This is a genomic window from Lederbergia citrisecunda (genome assembly GCF_018343695.1).
Classification (GTDB): Bacteria; Bacillota; Bacilli; order Bacillales; family Bacillaceae_C; genus Lederbergia; species Lederbergia citrisecunda.
In genome coordinates this window covers 3,638,635-3,655,201 of the sequence record NZ_JAGYPJ010000001.1, presented here as the reverse complement: position 1 = coordinate 3,655,201, position 16,567 = coordinate 3,638,635, and the positions used below count along the sequence as shown (strand labels likewise).

16 protein-coding genes are annotated in these 16,567 nt (G+C 38.9%); 1 reads left to right on the top strand and 15 read right to left on the bottom strand.

Features of this window, described 5'->3' with window-relative positions; all coding sequences use genetic code 11:
* Positions 1 to 6: 6 nt before the first annotated feature.
* The 11 genes from purR to metG all read right to left on the bottom strand — a co-directional run bounded on the left by purR (position 7) and on the right by metG (position 12,094).
* Positions 7 to 849, bottom strand: a complete 843-nt coding sequence (gene purR / locus KHA93_RS17780) for a pur operon repressor (RefSeq protein WP_213111948.1) — start codon at positions 847 to 849, stop codon at positions 7 to 9.
* Between the two features lie 145 nt (positions 850 to 994).
* On the bottom strand, positions 995 to 1,849 hold the full coding sequence (ispE, locus tag KHA93_RS17775) for a 4-(cytidine 5'-diphospho)-2-C-methyl-D-erythritol kinase (RefSeq protein WP_213111947.1): 855 nt from the start codon (positions 1,847 to 1,849) through the stop codon (positions 995 to 997).
* 156 nt (positions 1,850 to 2,005) lie between these two features.
* Positions 2,006 to 2,182 carry a small, acid-soluble spore protein, alpha/beta type gene (locus KHA93_RS17770; RefSeq protein WP_213111946.1) on the bottom strand — a complete coding sequence of 59 codons (177 nt, stop codon included), beginning with the start codon at positions 2,180 to 2,182 and terminating at the stop codon, positions 2,006 to 2,008.
* 331 nt (positions 2,183 to 2,513) lie between these two features.
* Positions 2,514 to 3,779: a group II intron reverse transcriptase/maturase gene (gene ltrA / locus KHA93_RS17765; RefSeq protein WP_213109101.1), complete on the bottom strand. Its 1,266-nt coding sequence runs from the start codon at positions 3,777 to 3,779 to the stop codon at positions 2,514 to 2,516.
* Between the two features lie 551 nt (positions 3,780 to 4,330).
* Positions 4,331 to 4,600: a biofilm formation stimulator Veg gene (gene veg / locus KHA93_RS17760; protein WP_213111945.1), complete on the bottom strand. Its 270-nt coding sequence runs from the start codon at positions 4,598 to 4,600 to the stop codon at positions 4,331 to 4,333.
* A gap of 370 nt (positions 4,601 to 4,970) precedes the next feature.
* Complete coding sequence (yabG, locus tag KHA93_RS17755; RefSeq protein WP_213113017.1) at positions 4,971 to 5,831, bottom strand: sporulation peptidase YabG; 861 nt, start codon at positions 5,829 to 5,831, stop codon at positions 4,971 to 4,973.
* A 268-nt stretch (positions 5,832 to 6,099) separates the two neighbouring features.
* Positions 6,100 to 6,984, bottom strand: a complete 885-nt coding sequence (gene rsmA / locus KHA93_RS17750; protein ID WP_349772312.1) for a 16S rRNA (adenine(1518)-N(6)/adenine(1519)-N(6))-dimethyltransferase RsmA — start codon at positions 6,982 to 6,984, stop codon at positions 6,100 to 6,102.
* Positions 6,984 to 7,541: a ribonuclease M5 gene (rnmV, locus tag KHA93_RS17745; RefSeq protein ID WP_213111943.1), complete on the bottom strand. Its 558-nt coding sequence runs from the start codon at positions 7,539 to 7,541 to the stop codon at positions 6,984 to 6,986. Before rnmV ends, rsmA begins: the two co-directional genes overlap by 1 nt.
* Positions 7,542 to 7,746: 205 nt before the next feature.
* Positions 7,747 to 8,958, bottom strand: a complete 1,212-nt coding sequence (locus KHA93_RS17740) for a resuscitation-promoting factor (RefSeq protein ID WP_213111942.1) — start codon at positions 8,956 to 8,958, stop codon at positions 7,747 to 7,749.
* A 227-nt stretch (positions 8,959 to 9,185) separates the two neighbouring features.
* Positions 9,186 to 9,953 carry a TatD family hydrolase gene (locus KHA93_RS17735; protein ID WP_213111941.1) on the bottom strand — a complete coding sequence of 256 codons (768 nt, stop codon included), beginning with the start codon at positions 9,951 to 9,953 and terminating at the stop codon, positions 9,186 to 9,188.
* 176 nt (positions 9,954 to 10,129) lie between these two features.
* Positions 10,130 to 12,094 carry a methionine--tRNA ligase gene (metG, locus tag KHA93_RS17730; RefSeq protein ID WP_213111940.1) on the bottom strand — a complete coding sequence of 655 codons (1,965 nt, stop codon included), beginning with the start codon at positions 12,092 to 12,094 and terminating at the stop codon, positions 10,130 to 10,132.
* A 772-nt stretch (positions 12,095 to 12,866) separates the two neighbouring features.
* On the opposite strand from metG, the gene abrB reads away from it, so the two are divergent.
* Complete coding sequence (gene abrB / locus KHA93_RS17725; protein WP_213111939.1) at positions 12,867 to 13,145, top strand: transition state genes transcriptional regulator AbrB; 279 nt, start codon at positions 12,867 to 12,869, stop codon at positions 13,143 to 13,145.
* A gap of 70 nt (positions 13,146 to 13,215) precedes the next feature.
* On the opposite strand, the gene KHA93_RS17720 is transcribed toward abrB, so the two are convergent.
* The 4 genes from KHA93_RS17720 to KHA93_RS17705 are packed head-to-tail and all read right to left on the bottom strand — an operon-like array spanning position 13,216 to position 16,404.
* A complete protein-coding gene (locus KHA93_RS17720) occupies positions 13,216 to 14,346 on the bottom strand; it encodes a bifunctional cystathionine gamma-lyase/homocysteine desulfhydrase (protein WP_213111938.1) in 1,131 nt (376 codons plus the stop codon).
* Positions 14,343 to 15,272, bottom strand: a complete 930-nt coding sequence (locus KHA93_RS17715) for a PLP-dependent cysteine synthase family protein (RefSeq protein WP_213111937.1) — start codon at positions 15,270 to 15,272, stop codon at positions 14,343 to 14,345. The genes KHA93_RS17720 and KHA93_RS17715 overlap by 4 nt, the downstream gene beginning before the upstream one ends.
* A gap of 14 nt (positions 15,273 to 15,286) precedes the next feature.
* Positions 15,287 to 15,754, bottom strand: a complete 468-nt coding sequence (locus KHA93_RS17710; RefSeq protein WP_213111936.1) for an S-ribosylhomocysteine lyase — start codon at positions 15,752 to 15,754, stop codon at positions 15,287 to 15,289.
* Entirely contained in the window at positions 15,754 to 16,404 is a 651-nt protein-coding gene (locus tag KHA93_RS17705) for a class I SAM-dependent DNA methyltransferase (protein ID WP_213111935.1), read from the bottom strand. Before KHA93_RS17705 ends, KHA93_RS17710 begins: the two co-directional genes overlap by 1 nt.
* Positions 16,405 to 16,567 lie beyond the last annotated feature (163 nt).

The window sequence follows — 16,567 nt, the reverse complement described above, 5'->3', positions numbered from 1 at the left end:
ATGTATTTATTTACCATATAGAAAATTAGATTGATCCGTAAAATAATTTCCTGCAGCTACGTTAATTTTACTTTCTTTGACATTAACATCTGTTAGCTTAATAAGCGATATATAATCATCGACTAAACGTTCTTCCTCATATTCAGATTCAACTAGTACTGCAGTACCCGCTACGATCGCATTAAACTCTGCAAGAAGGTTCACCATTCCATTGATTGTTCCTCCTGCTTTCATGAAATCATCCACGATTAATACTTTGGCACCTTCTTTTAAGCTTCGTTTTGATAGGGACATCATTTGTAGACGTTTTGATGAACCTGATACATAATTGATGCTTACTGTAGAGCCTTCCGTAACAATATTATCACGTCTAACGATGATAAAAGGGACATTTAAATGATGGGCAACCGTTTGCGCAATTGGAATTCCCTTCGTGGCAACAGTCATAACAACATCAATATCACGATCGGATACAGCAGAGGCAAGATGCTTGCCTACTTCATTTAAAATTTGTGGATCTCCCAACAAGTCGGTCATATATAAGTATCCACCTGGAAGAAGCCGACTCGGGTCTGCGATTAATTGACATAAATGATGAATAAATACCTCTGCGTATTCTTTTTTGACTTTAGGAATATATTTAACTCCTCCTGCAGCCCCTGGAAGGGTTTGCAATGTTCCAATTCCTTGACTTTCAAATGTATCTTTAATAATCACTAAATCCTCACTAATAGATGACTTAGCTGATTGATATCGTTGTGAAAAATAGGTCAACGAAACAAGCTCACGAGGGTGATTCATTAAGTAATGAGTCATATCCACAAGTCGCTCGCTACGGCGAAATTTCATCTTTAAACCTCCTAAACATCCTAAATGCGAATATTTTTATTGTAAATATACATGATTGTACGTGTATTGGCAAGGTTTAGGAGGATTTAACGATTGATTGAAACACAATGATAATGTAAAAATAATGATTCCATCATCGTGTATTTCACTCGCCTAACATCCTCACTGCAAAAACTTGGTCACAAAATCCTCGAAGACCGTTATAAATTCTTTGCATGCGTGAGTCATGTTGAACAAATCCAAATACAGTCGGCCCACTGCCACTCATTAACACTGCATCTGCACCAAACTTTTCCATTTGCTCTTTAATATGTTGGACCTCTGGATACATATGTAATGTAACCTTTTCTAGAGCATTTCCTAGATGACGGCATACTTCATCGTATTGTTGATTCTGAATGGCTTTTACCATCGCTTCCGTATTGGGATGATCGATTTTTTCCAAATCGACATTTCGGTATACATCCGCGGTTGAAACTCCTATGGAAGGCTTCGCTAAAATAACCCAGCAATTTGGAGGTGCCGGTATTTTCGTTACTTTTTCCCCTCTTCCACGCGCCAATCCTGTGCCGCCATAGACACAAAAAGCAACGTCGGAGCCAATTTCCGATCCGATTTCCGCCAACTCGTCCATAGATAGGTTAAGCTTCCATAAAGTATTCAATCCTCTTAAAGTGGCGGCTGCATCACTACTCCCACCTGCAAGACCTGCTGCAACTGGGATTGTTTTATCGATGGTGATTGTCACGCCTTGATGGATATTAAAGCGTTCTTTAAGGAGTTTGGCCGCTTGAAAAGCAAGATTCCTTTGATCTTCCGGTACAAATCGGCTATGCGATACTATAATGATTTGGCTATCATCTCTACTGTCTAATTCTATCCTGTCAGCTAAATCTATTGTTGTCATGACCATTTCAACTTCATGATAACCATCCGATCGCTTTCCAAGGACATCTAACGTTAAATTTATTTTGGCTGGAGCTTTTATTAACAGTCCCATGTTATCACCTGCTTGTCTATCCGTCTTTTCGCTTTTCTCATTTTAACATAAATGTTATAAACACATAAACTTCTCTTATAAAAGCGATAAAAAAACCGAAGCAAGTGCTTCGGCTGCGGGTAGTTGAAAATCTTTAGGCAGTTGAATAACTCAATGTCATTGTTTATTGGCAAGCTGTTGCTCGGCTATTTCGATTGCACGTTTAACCATATTCCCTGCATCGCGGGCTTTTATGCCGCCCCATCCTTCTTCCTGAACAACATCATAAAATCCTAGCTCTTTTGCCAGTTCTACTTTCATCTGATCCGACATAATTCCTCTTCTTCGCCCCAAAAAAATTCCTCCTTATACCCGCTTTAATAGTGTAGGCAAAAGGAAGAGAATTATTGAGTTAATTCTTAACAATATCGTCTGGTGAGATCTCTTTCATAAAAAGGTTCTGTTAAACCTTGTTGTTGATTTCCGCTCTAGGCGTCGCTTGACACGGGTTGTAGTTTCTCGTGTGCTCCGTTTTTCCCTCAGAAGTCTCGCGCTTGCCTTCAAACAATAAAGCGTGAGGCAATAGCGTGCTTTAACAAGGCCAAATAATCGAGTAGGAGGCGCCTCACGGCGCCGACCTCTCACACCACCGTACGTACCGTTCGGTATACGGCGGTTCGAAAGTTTATGAATTTACAATTGATGATAGAGATTTCAATCCTAATTGTTGCCAATATTCCTTGTTTAAAGCTATATCTAGGTAAGGAGATTTAGATATTCTCCAATAACCTTTCCTTGAGTTGGAATTCCTCCAAGCTTCCTTTCTTGAAATGCCTAACTTTATAAGGTTCTTGTATTTTGTATGAGTTTTCTTCCATTCCTTCCAGCGACATGCTCTTAATCTTCTTCGGATATGCGCATCTAAAAGTTTTGCGTATTTCTTTATATCGCCGATTTTAAAATAGTTGCCCCATCCTTGGATTAACTGATTAAGTCGCACAATTCGATACTCCATACTTACTCCCCAATTACGATTGGTTAGTCTCTTTAACTTATCTTCAAACCTCTTCTTTGATTTCTTAGGCACATATACCCTCGTATGCTTCTTAATTTTGTAGAAACTCACTCCTAAGAATACACGTGCCCTCGGCTTTCCCACTGCACTTTTCTCTTCATTAACCTTGAGCTTTAGTTTCTTTTCAATGAACTCTGTAATACCTTTCTTAACTCTTTCTCCAGCCTTTTGAGTTTTAACGTAGATATTACAATCATCTGCGTACCTGACAAACCTGTGTCCGCGCTTCTCCAGTTCTTTATCCAATTCATTAAGAATGATATTACTTAGAAGAGGACTTAGTGGACCACCTTGCGGTGTTCCTTCTCGATTAACTGTAACCACTCCGTTTTCCATGACTCCTGCTTGAAGATACCGTCTAATTAGTTTCAAAGCAGGCTTGTCTGTAATGGACTTTGCCACAAGGGACATCAGTTTGTCATGTTGGACTCTGTCAAAGAATTTCTCCAGGTCTATGTCTACGACGAAGTTGTAGCCATTCTCAATGTATTGTCTAGCTTGCTCAATGGCTTGATGAGCACTTTTATTCGGTCTAAATCCATAGCTATATTGACTAAACTGCGGTTCGAATATTGGAGTTAGAGCTTGAACTATCGCTTGTTGAAAGACCCTGTCAGTTACAGTAGGAATTCCTAAGTTTCGAATTCCACCGTTGGGCTTTGGTATTTGAACTCTTCTAACAGGCTGAGGTTTATATTTTCCAGCTTTAATTAATTGGATAATTTCCGCACCATTTTCCTTTAAATAATGGCGAGTAGCTTCAATATCTTTCGCATCGACTCCTGCTGCTCCTTTGTTTCTTCTAACCCTTTCAAAGGCTTGGTTTAGATTATCTCTATCTAGAATTATCTCTATCAGAGTTTTAGTAAATTGCATACTGTTCCTATGTTATGGGGGTTGTACGAGGATAACTCCACTCTATTGAGGGTGCTCCTGTTTTCCGAACATTCTGCCTCTCAATAGTCCTAGAGGTTGGCTGTGTCATGGTTATCTCGTAAATGACCCTAACATAGTCTCTCCTTTCGTTCCGTCCTTCCCAACTCTATGTGTTGGTACTACGACATCTGCTGACTTCTCTTAGTTCAACTATTCATCGCTGAATAGGTTCTCTTGTACGAGGTACTAAGAGATCTCCCAGGGTAAGTACATCAACTTTCTCCTCATATATCTGCCACATTTATTATTATTTCATCTGGGGATATTTTGGACTTTATCTTGTTTTGCAGACTCATCCTGAAATAATAACCTCGAATGTGATTCGTATACCTCAGACCGAGGATTTGCCTAGAGCTTCCTTCAGATTCCACGTCGCCGTGGACACCCTTGCCTTCGACTAATGGTTCGCATATCCCTACGCCCATAACGGACTTTCACCGTCTAGTTGATGAACATGCCTGGCACACAAAACAGCAGTAAACAATGTATGTTTACTGCTGTCCCAGCGCTAGATTTCCTGCTGTATCTTCAAAAAATGTAAGTTCAACCGTTTCAGTAAGTACATCTGCATAGCTGTAGGAAACTCGCTCAAAGGAATTTTCCTCTTGGTCTAATTCGATGACAAAAACCGATGGATAAGTTTCTGCCAAAACCCCAGAACGTTCAATTGTTTTCCTGCGGCCTCCATTGGCTTTTAACATTAATCTTTTACCCAAGTTAGAATCAAGGGATTTTTTAATGCTTGCTAATGTTTTTGGCATTGCGTTCCACCTCACTGTAATTTATTGTAACACGGCGAACAGCTAAAGTCAAATAAATTATTTATTTTATCAGTGAACCCTGCTATCTGTCAACGGTTTTTTATCTACATTTTGTTCTCTTTTCCAACATTTTTTATTATGCACCGTTCTAAAATAATTATGTATAGATTTAGAATATTACTCAGAACAAAGTAAAAGCGCCTCTATCAGCGCTCAAACTTCAGTGCTGTTGACCTTTCGTAGTGTGGAAAAAGGCGAGAAGTTTGCTAGTCGATGGCTAATAATAAACGATTTCCTAACAAATTTTTCGAGAGCATTAAAGACATATCCCGAATTATAGAAAAAGCACTGGATGTGATTCTCCAATGCTTCAGTCATCAATTGGCGGTTTAAAAGGCATTCCCGTACGCAACACACCTTTTGTCTCCACCCCGCCAAGTCCCTTTTCCCCAGTGAGAGTATTACGCAAAACATCCCACACATTAATCCTTTCCATAAATGGCGTAATGCTGATTTTAGCAACGATATAAACAGGGTCTAGGGCATGGATATTAACACGGAGTGGGGAACTGGCAAAATTGGATCCAGCAAAAATAAGTGATTCAAAATGCGATTGGCAGGCACCCGCAAAAATGACGAGCTGATCCAAATTAGGAACCTTTTTCCTAGCCTCTTTAACAGTTTCTACAAAAAACTTCGAATGTCGATAGGCATTCAGATCAATTTTTTTTCCTTTCGATTTTGAATAAGAGTCATGCCCAGTAATCACGAGGATATCAGGGCGATATTCTTCGATTAATGGACCGACACGGAGATGCATTTCTTTTTCATTACAATGGATGCCGATTACCGATACACCAAGCTTCTCATATAAATCTAGACATTTTTTCAAATAGTTGGGATCACCATCAAGATGAAGGACACGCCCAGGCATTTGAAAGTAATTGAAATCCCGTTTATAGCCTGACGTTAGTTTGTATTCTTGTTCATGCCGAATTAGATCAATATCTTGCCTAAACAATTCAAATGATTGCTCCTCAAGAGAACGTACTTCTGACGTCCTCTCAAAACGTTCTGATTCACTTATAGGGACTAAGTCATCAATAGGTGCGTCTGCTGCAAGACGGTAATCTTCGCCGGATAATATAGCAGTCCTTTGACCGTCAATCTCCATGATATCGATGACTCTAAATAAAATGTCACATTGATAGGACAAGCGGCCGACAATCATATTGATTTCAATCACGGTCGTCAACTCCAATAAACAGCAAATAAATTAGATTCCTCATGGATTAGGCTATGCAGACGACTTGATCCATGTGACTATTCGCGAATAGCGATCTAGTGCTAAGAAAAGTTTTAGCCCCTTACTCATTAACGCTCAATCTCAGGCTTCCACTAGGATAAGGAACGATGATGAGCCAAAAAAAGAAGGAAGGCTAAAGCGCAACGTCCAGTTGCAATGCCTTCCTGACCAATATAAAAAACTTGTACTTTCTTTAATTCCCACTAAATATTGGCAAAAGAGTATCGCTCAACAATCCAAATTCTTGAATCGAAAGGGTTTCCCCTCTTCTCGAAGGGTCAATCCCTGCCACATTTAAAGCTTTCAGAATATCTTCCTTTTTTTCCTTCCCCTTTTCAAGTCCATTCGTTAAATTATTCAAAATCGTTTTTCGGCGCTGAGAAAACGATATTCGGATTATGTGGAAGAAAAATGACTCATCCAAAACTTCCACTGCTGGTTGTTCCCTTTTTATTAATCGAATGACAGCGGAATCTACATTCGGCTGCGGCATGAAAACTGTTTTTGGCACAATCATGACCGTTTCAGCCGTTGTGTAATATTGAATCGCAATCGACAGTGACCCATAATCCTTTGTACCAGGCTTTGCGGCAATTCGATCTGCCACTTCTTTTTGCAGCATTACGACCATTCCACGGATCGGAAGGTTATTTTCTAGCAATTTTAAAATGATTGGTGTCGTGACATAATACGGAAGGTTTGCGACAACCATTACATCTTGTATCGTCGAAAACTTCTCCGGAATAATTTCTTGTAAATTCGCCTCTAGAATATCCTGATGGAGAATTTCAACATTATCGTAAGGAGAAAGGGTATCCTCAAGAATAGGAAATAATCTACCATCGATTTCGAATGCAACAACCTTTTTACTTTCTCTGGCTAAATGCTCTGTCAACGCACCGATCCCCGGCCCGATTTCAATCGCTCCTGTTTCCTTTGTCAAACCAGCAAATTTAGTAATATTGCGTAAAATGTTCGGATCAATTAAGAAATTTTGCCCAAGGCTTTTTTTAAACGAAAATCCATATTTATTTAAAATTTCTTTCGTACGTATTGGTGTGGCAATGTCTTTTTGCACTATGACTTTTCCTCCTGTAAGACGCATTTTAACGCCTCAATAAAATCTTCCTTCGTTATTTGAAACATCATTAATCGCTTATGCAGCTGCTTACCATTCGTATAGCCAATTTTAAGCAATTCTCCCAGTCTCTCTCTACGCCCCTTCGCTTTAGGGCCTCCGATTAGACCTGCATCGATTAAATCTTCTTTTGATATTAATTCATCGGTCATTTCAGTCATTGTTTGCGCTTCTTTCAAAGCTTCTCGAATGGCTTCTCGAGAAGCATGCTCCACCCCAAGACCACGACCATTTTTGCGCTTCGCAAATTTTTTATCAATAAAAGCGTGCATGCACCCAGGCACATGCTCTGCGATCGTTTTACGGATTTTTTCACCCGGAAAGTCAGGGTCTGTAAAAATAATGACTCCTCTTACTTGTTGGGCGAGCTTTATTTTTTCAATTGTTTCCATCGAAATGGCCGAACCATTCGTTTCGATGGTGTCAGCATCTACCGATTTTTTTATGGCCTGTGTATCATCTTTTCCCTCGACCACGATAATTTCTTTTATTTTCATTTTTCCTCCAAAATAATTGAAACATTTTTGTAATAAGAACGTCTAATAAAGTAAGATAGTTTTCCCCTATCTTCTTTGTCGATTATCTTTTGCATCTCTACAAACGGTTCAGGAGATGATCGACGCTTTTTTAATCTTAATCATTATATCCTTATTTAATAAAAAGAAAAAAGCAGAGGACACTTCCCCTGCATAAATCATATAGCTAATTTAAAACTCGAATTTTAACTTGCCTTCTGCCAAAACGGTAGGCTTCTTCTTTAGAAGCAACAAAGATATCGATGCGATTGCCTTTTATTGCGCCGCCTGTATCTCCTGCCACTGCGTATCCATAACCCTCTACCCACACTTTAGAACCAAGTGGGATAACATTAGGATCAACAGCAATCACTTTAAGGTTTGGGTTTGCCCGTAAGTTAATGCCCGTAGCCGTAATACCAGAACAACCGTTGCAATAGGCAGTATATGCTGTTGCATTCATATACATTTCTTTACCACCGCTCGGTGCAGCTGATGCCGATTTGCCGCGCGATACTTGTGCAACCATTACTTTCGTACCGACAGCAACTACTTTGTTTACACTATCTTTTATTTTTGTTTCCGCAATTAATTTCCGCTTAACTTCTTTGCCATTTTCCTTCGTTACTTCAAACTCTTTTTTCAACATGCCTTCCTTGCCTTGTTGTACGACTTTCTCAGTACCTTCTGCCATAGTGGAGTCTTTTTTCGTTACTACCGCGTAATCAATTGGTTCTTCCACTACATCGGTGACCTTTTCAACTCGGACAATTTTTATTTTACCGTTTGGTTTCACTTTTTTGTTTAAATCTGGCTCCACACGGTCTAATTTGCCTAGTGTAATCCCTTGTTGCGCTAAAAAGTCAGCGACCGTAGTCGAAGTGCTCCATACTTTTTCCTCTTGTTTCCCGTTTTTTAATACAAGGAGAAAAGCTCGATCAATTACCAGTTTCATATTTTCATAAATCGGATCATCAAGAGAATAATTGATTTTATCGTGATCCTCTATGAGTAACCCCTGACTTTTCATAAAATCTTTTACGGATTTAGCTGTAGTATATACAGCTTTTTCGTGGTCGCCGTCTTGAATTGTAACTGTCTTTGCCGGTTCCCACACCACGTTTAGCTTATTTTTTACAACAGTATTTAAAGAATGTGATATATAATCATCTTTTTCGACTACGACGTTTAAATCTTTCAGCATATCCCCTACTGTATCAGCGTGGGTTTTTACTATCATTTTTTCTCCATCAACCGAAAGAGCGACCGTTTTCTTTGTTCCTTCATACGCAAGTATCGTTAAAGTGGCTATAAAGACTATAAAACTAGCAACAAAAAGGCCTAATTTCTTTCGGGTAATTGAAGAAAAATAAGAGTATATTGCGGGTTTTGTGTTCATACAAACACGCCTCCTTCTTCTTCGAGAGATTATACAAACATCGTTTGCAAATTGTCAACCCTCACTCCTTTTCACGAGGTAAGCTCTATTATGCACAGATAGAACCGAAATGAAAAGAGAGAGTTATCGACAACCCCTGTCTAGGAAGAAGTAAAGTTTTGTAGAAATTACTGGAACCCCTATTAAAAAACTGGAAGTACTCTAGCATTTGCCATTACTAGATTTTGTCAATCGATGCCGAATACTTTTTTTGCATTTGCTGTTGTGATTTGTGCTACTTCTTCCAAATTTAATCCTTTTAAATCGGCAATTTGCTCAGCAACAAGCCTTACATAACTAGGCTCGTTTCTTTTGCCCCTGTAAGGATGCGGTGCTAAATACGGGCAATCCGTCTCGATCAATAGACGGTCTAGTGGGACTTGAATTGCAACTTCCTTCGGCTTTTTCGCATTTTTAAATGTTACAGGACCACCGAGAGAAATATAAAAATTTAAATCCAGACATTGTTTCGCCACCTCAGCACTTCCACTGAAACAATGCATAATGCCCCCAACTTCTTCTGCATTTTCTTCCTGTAAAATTTGGATGATGTCTTGCGTAGCATCTCGGTTATGTATAATGATTGGCATGTTTATTTTTTTAGCTAGCCTGATTTGTTTACGGAATACTTCCTTCTGGATCTCCTTTGGCGATTTGTCCCAATGATAGTCAAGCCCCATTTCGCCTAAGGCCACCACTTTAGGATGTGCCGCAACCTCTTCAAGCCATATAAGATCTTCTTCTGTCATATCAATTGCGTCAACTGGATGCCATCCAACACTAGCATAAATAAATTCGTGCTCACTAATGATCTCCAATGCTTTTTGGATTGTTTTTCGGTCAAACCCCACTACAACCATATATTCAACACCCGTATTTTTCGCGCGGGCGATGACTTCATCCAAGTCTTCAGCATATTGGTCATCATTTAGGTGAACGTGTGTATCAAATAGCATAATTTAGACTCCTTTAATGAGTATACTCTTTTATTTCGTAACATTTATCACAGCTAACTAACATTTGGATTACAAAATGAAATAACATAGAGAGCATATTAAAACCGCTTTATCGTTGAATTCTCTCTATGTTATCTGCATTTGTTCAATCTTCCGAATGAACAGAAATATTAAATTTACTTTACAATTGCTCCGTTTTCTAGATTTTGATCCACGCTTGCAACAGATAGAACTCCGTTTTTCTCTCCTGCAAGAATCATCCCTTGTGATAATTCACCACGCAGCTTTACTGGTTTCAAATTGGCGATGACAATCACTTTTTTTCCAATCAACTCTTCAGGTTTGTAAAATTCAGCGATACCCGAAATAACTTGGCGCTTTTCAAATCCAAGATCTAGTTGAAGCTTCAGAAGTTTATTCGCTTTTTTTACGGGCTCACAGTGAATGACTTCTGCAACGCGTAATTCAATCTTCTTAAAATCATCAATTGTAATTTCTGGGAGCCGTTCCTCTTCAACTTCCTCCGCTTTTTGTTCTTCAGCAGGTGCAGAACCACCTTGCATTTGATTTTTGATGTAGCTTATTTCTTCTTCCATATCTAGACGTGGGAAAATCGGTTCTCCCTTTTCGACAACGGATGTACCTTCCGGAATGGAGCCAAATGTCTCCAAACTTTCCCATGAAGAAAATTGTTCATTTGTAATATTTAACTGACGAAGGATTTTATTCGGAGTTTCTGTTAAAAATGGCTTCAATAAAATTGATACTCTTCTTAACGATTCTGCCAAATGAACCATGACGCTGCCCAATTCTTTGCGCTTTTCTTCATCTTTCGCCAAAGCCCAAGGCTGAGTTTCATCTATATATTTATTCGTTCTACTAATTAACTGCCAAACAGAAGTAAGGGCGACAGAATACTCCATATTTTCCATTGCTTCTTCATATTGTGTAATGGTTTCTTTATTTACTTTTTGTAAATCATCATCGAATGCTGTAATAGAGCCTTCGTAAGTTGGAATTTCTCCGTCAAAATACTTATTGATCATCGCCACAGTTCGATTTAATAAATTTCCTAAATCATTCGCTAAATCAAAATTGATTCTTTCGACAAAACCTTCTGGTGTAAACACTCCATCTGCTCCAAACGGAACTTCGCGCAGTAAGTAGTATCGAAGTGCGTCAAGTCCATAACGATCAATTAGTGTGACAGGATCCACTACATTTCCTTTAGATTTAGACATTTTTCCGTCCTTCATAAGCAGCCAACCATGGGCAAATACTTTTTTAGGCAACGGTAAATCAAGTGCCATTAACATAATCGGCCAATAAATCGTGTGGAAACGAACAATTTCTTTACCGACAAGATGAACATCAGCTGGCCAATATTTAACATATTTAGAATCATCATCTGTTCCATATCCAAGTGCTGTAATATAGTTTGTAAGTGCATCAATCCACACATATATAACATGTTTTGGATTTCCTGGAACTTTAATTCCCCAGTCAAAGGTCGTTCTTGAAACTGCCAAATCTTCTAATCCTGGCTTAATGAAATTATTAATCATTTCATTTTTACGAGACTCTGGCTGGATAAACTGAGGATTTTCCTCGTAATATTTCAAAAGGCGATCGACATATTTGCTCATTTTGAAGAAATACGATTCTTCCTTCACTTTTTCTACTGGACGACCACAATCGGGGCAATTCCCATTTTCTAGTTGACGCTCAGTAAAGAAAGATTCACATGGTGTACAGTACCAACCTTCATAAACATCTAAATAAATGTCACCTTGATCAAGAAGGCGCTTAAATATTTTCTCCACCACTTGTTTATGTCGAGTTTCAGTTGTCCGAATAAAATCGTCATATGAAATATCGAGTTTTTTCCACAAGTCTTGAATGCCACTGACAATTTCATCCACGTAGGCTTGAGGGGTTAAGCCACTCTCTTCTGCCTTTTGTTGAATTTTTTGTCCGTGTTCATCCGTTCCGGTTAAGTACATGACATCGTATCCACGCATTCTCTTATAACGCGCCATCGCATCTCCCGCTACTGATGTATAGGCATGACCTATATGTAAATTCCCGCTTGGATAATAGATCGGGGTTGTTATATAAAATGTTTTTAATTTTTCTTTCATGAAAATTCCCCTCCATCAAGTTTTTTGAGTTTCGCTGTCCAGCTGCAGAACCTGCCCTTCGAGGTCAAAAGCCAGCGTCAATAAAAGTCAAAATACGGACTTTTTTTAACTTAGAACATTTGCTTGTCAGGGCTGATCAGACGCCTTTCACTTTCCTTCCAATATACGCATGATTACCTCTTATATCATCAAAATATACGTGAAAAATAGTATTTACGCAACTTAGGCATGCTCATTTTTTCAATTGTTGAAGAATGTATAAGTTATTTATAGAAAACAACTTTTTAAACGTACTTATTTGTCCAACTCCAGTGCATATGACTCGCAAACTTCTTGTCCCCTTTCCAACAATAAGTCAGAATCGATTCACCTACAATCCATCGAGATAATAAGTCAAAAAACGACTTTTTTCATCCTCAGAAGATGCGCTTGTCGAATAACCGCAGGATACAATGAAAGAAGGTGTTGCGACGTACACGGATGTACTAGTGCAGGCGAAGCGACAGCACGTGCTGCCTAACCCTGCAACAAAAAATTGCGCCTGTAGCCTTCCTTTCACTTCAGGCGCCATCCGCTTTTCGAGTACTCATTGTGTGTCCTTTATCGCAAGTTCTAGACCCCGAAATTCGGATGTTGATGAGCAAGGCGATCCGCTTTCTGATTGACTTTAATTGGAAGAACTGTTATCATAAAGAAAGAAGAACTTTGTCGAAAAATGACGAAAAAACTAAAAAAATAGACATCCAATATATATGGGGAGGAACAGAAGTATATGAAGTCCACTGGTATTGTCCGTAAAGTTGATGAGCTTGGCCGTGTAGTAATTCCAATAGAACTTCGACGCACTTTAGGAATAGGGGAAAAAGATGCGTTGGAAATTTATGTTGATGATGATAAAATCATCTTGAAGAAATATAAACCAAGCATGACATGCCATATTACAGGTAATGTTTCAGAAGACAACGTAGTCCTAGCGGGAGGAAAATTAGTACTTAGCCGCGAAGGTGCTGATGAGCTTATTTCAGAAATTCAAAATGCATTTAAAAAATAATCAATGAATGCCAGCTCGATATGAGCTGGCATTTTAGTATTTTTATAGAATTAAATAAAACAGTACTTATTTATTCCATTGCTTTTCCAAGATCGTCCAATAAGTCCTCCACATCCTCAAGACCAACAGAAATCCGCACTAAGCCATCCTCAATTCCTAGCTCTAGTCTTCTTTCTCGTGGAATAGAAGCATGTGTCATCAATGCTGGTATCGATATTAAGCTTTCTACTGCACCTAAGCTTTCGGCAAGGGTAAAATATTGGACCCTTTTTAATAAATCCAATGCTTTTTCTTCACTTTTGACCGTGAAGGAAATCATTCCTCCAAAGCCCCCTGCTTGCTTTTTGTGAACAGTATGACCTGGATGATCTTCAAATCCTGGGTAGTATACTTTTCCGACTGAAGGATGTTCTACTAGAAAAGACGCAATTACTCTTGTATTTGCTTCGATTTCTTCCATCCTTATCCCTAGCGTTTTGATTCCACGCATTAATAACCAGCTATCTTGCGGCCCAAGAACACCACCTGTTGAATTTTGAATAAAGTGCAGCTCTTCACCCAGTTTATCATTCGCAGCAACGACAAGACCTGCGACTACATCACTATGTCCCCCGAGATATTTCGTTGCACTATGAAGAACAATATCGGCACCAAGTTCGATAGGAGTTTGCCAATAAGGAGTGCTAAACGTATTGTCGACAATAAGTAATAGCTCTTGTTCTTTAGCGATTGTACTAACTGCTTGTAAATCCGTAATTTTCAATAATGGGTTCGTTGGAGTTTCAATATAAATGGCTTTTGTATTTGGTAATATTGCTTTTTCTACCTTATCTAAATCAGTAGTATCTACAAATGAAACGTCAATTCCAAAACGGTTGAACACTTTCGTCATGACTCTAAATGTTCCACCATATACGTCATCCGTTAAGATGAGATGATCGCCTGCAGAAAAAAGCTGGACAACCGCCGTAATGGCTGCCATACCTGAGCCAAACGCCAGCCCTCTAACTCCACCTTCAATATCCGCTATTAATTTTTCCAATGCTTCCCGTGTTGGATTTCCAGTTCTCGCATATTCATATTTGAAATTTCCGACTCCATCTTGTTTAAATGTACTAGCTTGGTAGATTGGAATTGAAACAGCACCTGTATACGGATCCCTGCCAACTCCACCGTGAATCAATTTCGTTTTCTTTTTCAACTAACTTCACCTCCGTCATATATATCACTGCTTATATATCGTTCACTACTATCCGGAAAAATCGTTACAATATTTGTACCTGGTTTTGCTTTTCTTGCTTCTTTTAACGACGCTGCAAGTGCCGCGCCTGATGAACTTCCTATTAATAATCCTTCCAGTCTTGCTGCCTCTTTAAGAGTATAAAAGGCTTCCTGATCGGAAATCGTATATATTTCATCAAATATGGATGTATCCATAAAAGGAGGAATAAATTCCATGCCAATTCCTTCCGTTCGATGAGAGCCTGGCTCCCCTCCATTTAGAATCGACCCTTCAGGTTCAACGACCACACATTTGACTTCACGAATCCGCTCTTTCAAATATGTAGCAGTCCCCATAAAGGTTCCACCCGAACCCGCTCCAGCGACAAAAATATCAATTTTGCCATCCAGTGCTTCATACAATTCGGGACCTATCGTTTCATAATACGTAGCTGGATTATTGGGATTGTGAAATTGGCCAGGATAAAAAGCATCCGGAATCTCTGCTAGAAGCTCCTTCGCTTTTTGAATCGCACCTTCCATCCCGAGTTCTGTAGGCGTATTGATTACTTCCGCTCCAAGTGCGCGCATTAGCGTTTGCTTTTCCCTACTAAATTTTTTAGGAGTTACAAAGATAGCTTTAACGCCATATTTAATCGCTGCAAGAGCGAGTCCAATTCCAGTATTGCCTGCAGTTGGTTCAATGATAGTGCCGCCTTTTTGTAAGCGGCCCTCTTGAATCGCTTGCTTAAGTATATATTGACCAAGTCGATCCTTAACACTTCCTCCAGGGTTGAAAAACTCCAATTTTGCAAAAAGCTTCACTCCATCAGGAAGTGTAAAAGATGTTATTTCCAATAACGGCGTATTCCCAACTAATTCATGAATACTCCTAGCATATTTCATATTAGTATCCCTTCTTAAAAAACTTCTGTCCATTCATCTCGTCTTGAAAGCATTTTTTCAGCAATTTCCTTTGCCCCTTCTAGACTATGGCTTGCTGCCCAGCCACATTGAACTTCATTGCAAGCTGGAACTTCCGTTGCCGTCAGTACATCCTGTAACGTCTTCTCCACGAGGGACAATACATCGTCATAGTCATCATGATTAACGACTGATAGGTAAAAACCTGTTTGGCACCCCATTGGACTAATGTCGACAATGCTATCCGAATAATTCCTACTAAATTCCGCCATCATATGTTCCAATGAATGTAAGGACGGCATTTCCATATGCTCTTTATTTGGCTGGCAAAAACGGATATCATATTTACGAATTTCATCTCCGTTATATCCCGTTTTCACGCCCGCAAGGCGAATATAAGGGGCTTTTACCTTTGTATGATCTAAATTAAAGCTCTCCACGTTCATCGTTTTTTTCACTGTCATTATGATTCTCTCCTTCGTTTTTTTGCTTCGATTATCCATACGAAATCATTTTTTTGCGTAAAAGTAACCGTGAAATCGTTTTGTTCGAAAAGATCTTTCATAACAGGGATAGTTGTATAATATTCTGTACGTAAATCATTTGCCAATCGATGAAATCTACTATTCTCCGCTTTTAGTATCATATTACTTTTAGCATTTTCATCTTCAAACAATGTATCAGCAAATACTATTTTGCCATCGTTCCCCAAAATTGAACTATAATTTCTTATCGCTGTTTCCTTTTCATCATCTGTCAAATGATGAAAGGCATACGTGCTGACAATCGTATCGACAAATTGAAATGGATGTGTAAACGATAGAAAATCTCCTTGTAAAATCTTTACTTCCGGTAATTTTTGCTTTGCCACTTTTCTCATTCCCGCTGAAGGTTCAATGCCACATACTCTTTTCCCGCTCTTTACTAACAATTGTGTTAAATTTCCTGTTCCAACCCCAAATTCGATTGTATTTCCCTTTGATTTTTTCACGACCTCTTCTAATATATGAAGATAATTTCGAAAAACTTCATTATATTCTGGATCATGCCCCGCTACCGTTTCATCATAGGAATCAGACCATTCATCAAATAATGCAGTAAAATCGGTGGACATATTTATCCTCCTTTTCGGATAAAATTACTCGGAATTATTATATTACTTAATTTATCATTTGTTGCCTAAAATGACAATCATAAAAATGAGCATTCCCAGAAATAGGAAACCCGTTGATCGTTTTTTAAATAAAAAGGCTCTGTTACATGATTTTACTCAAAAA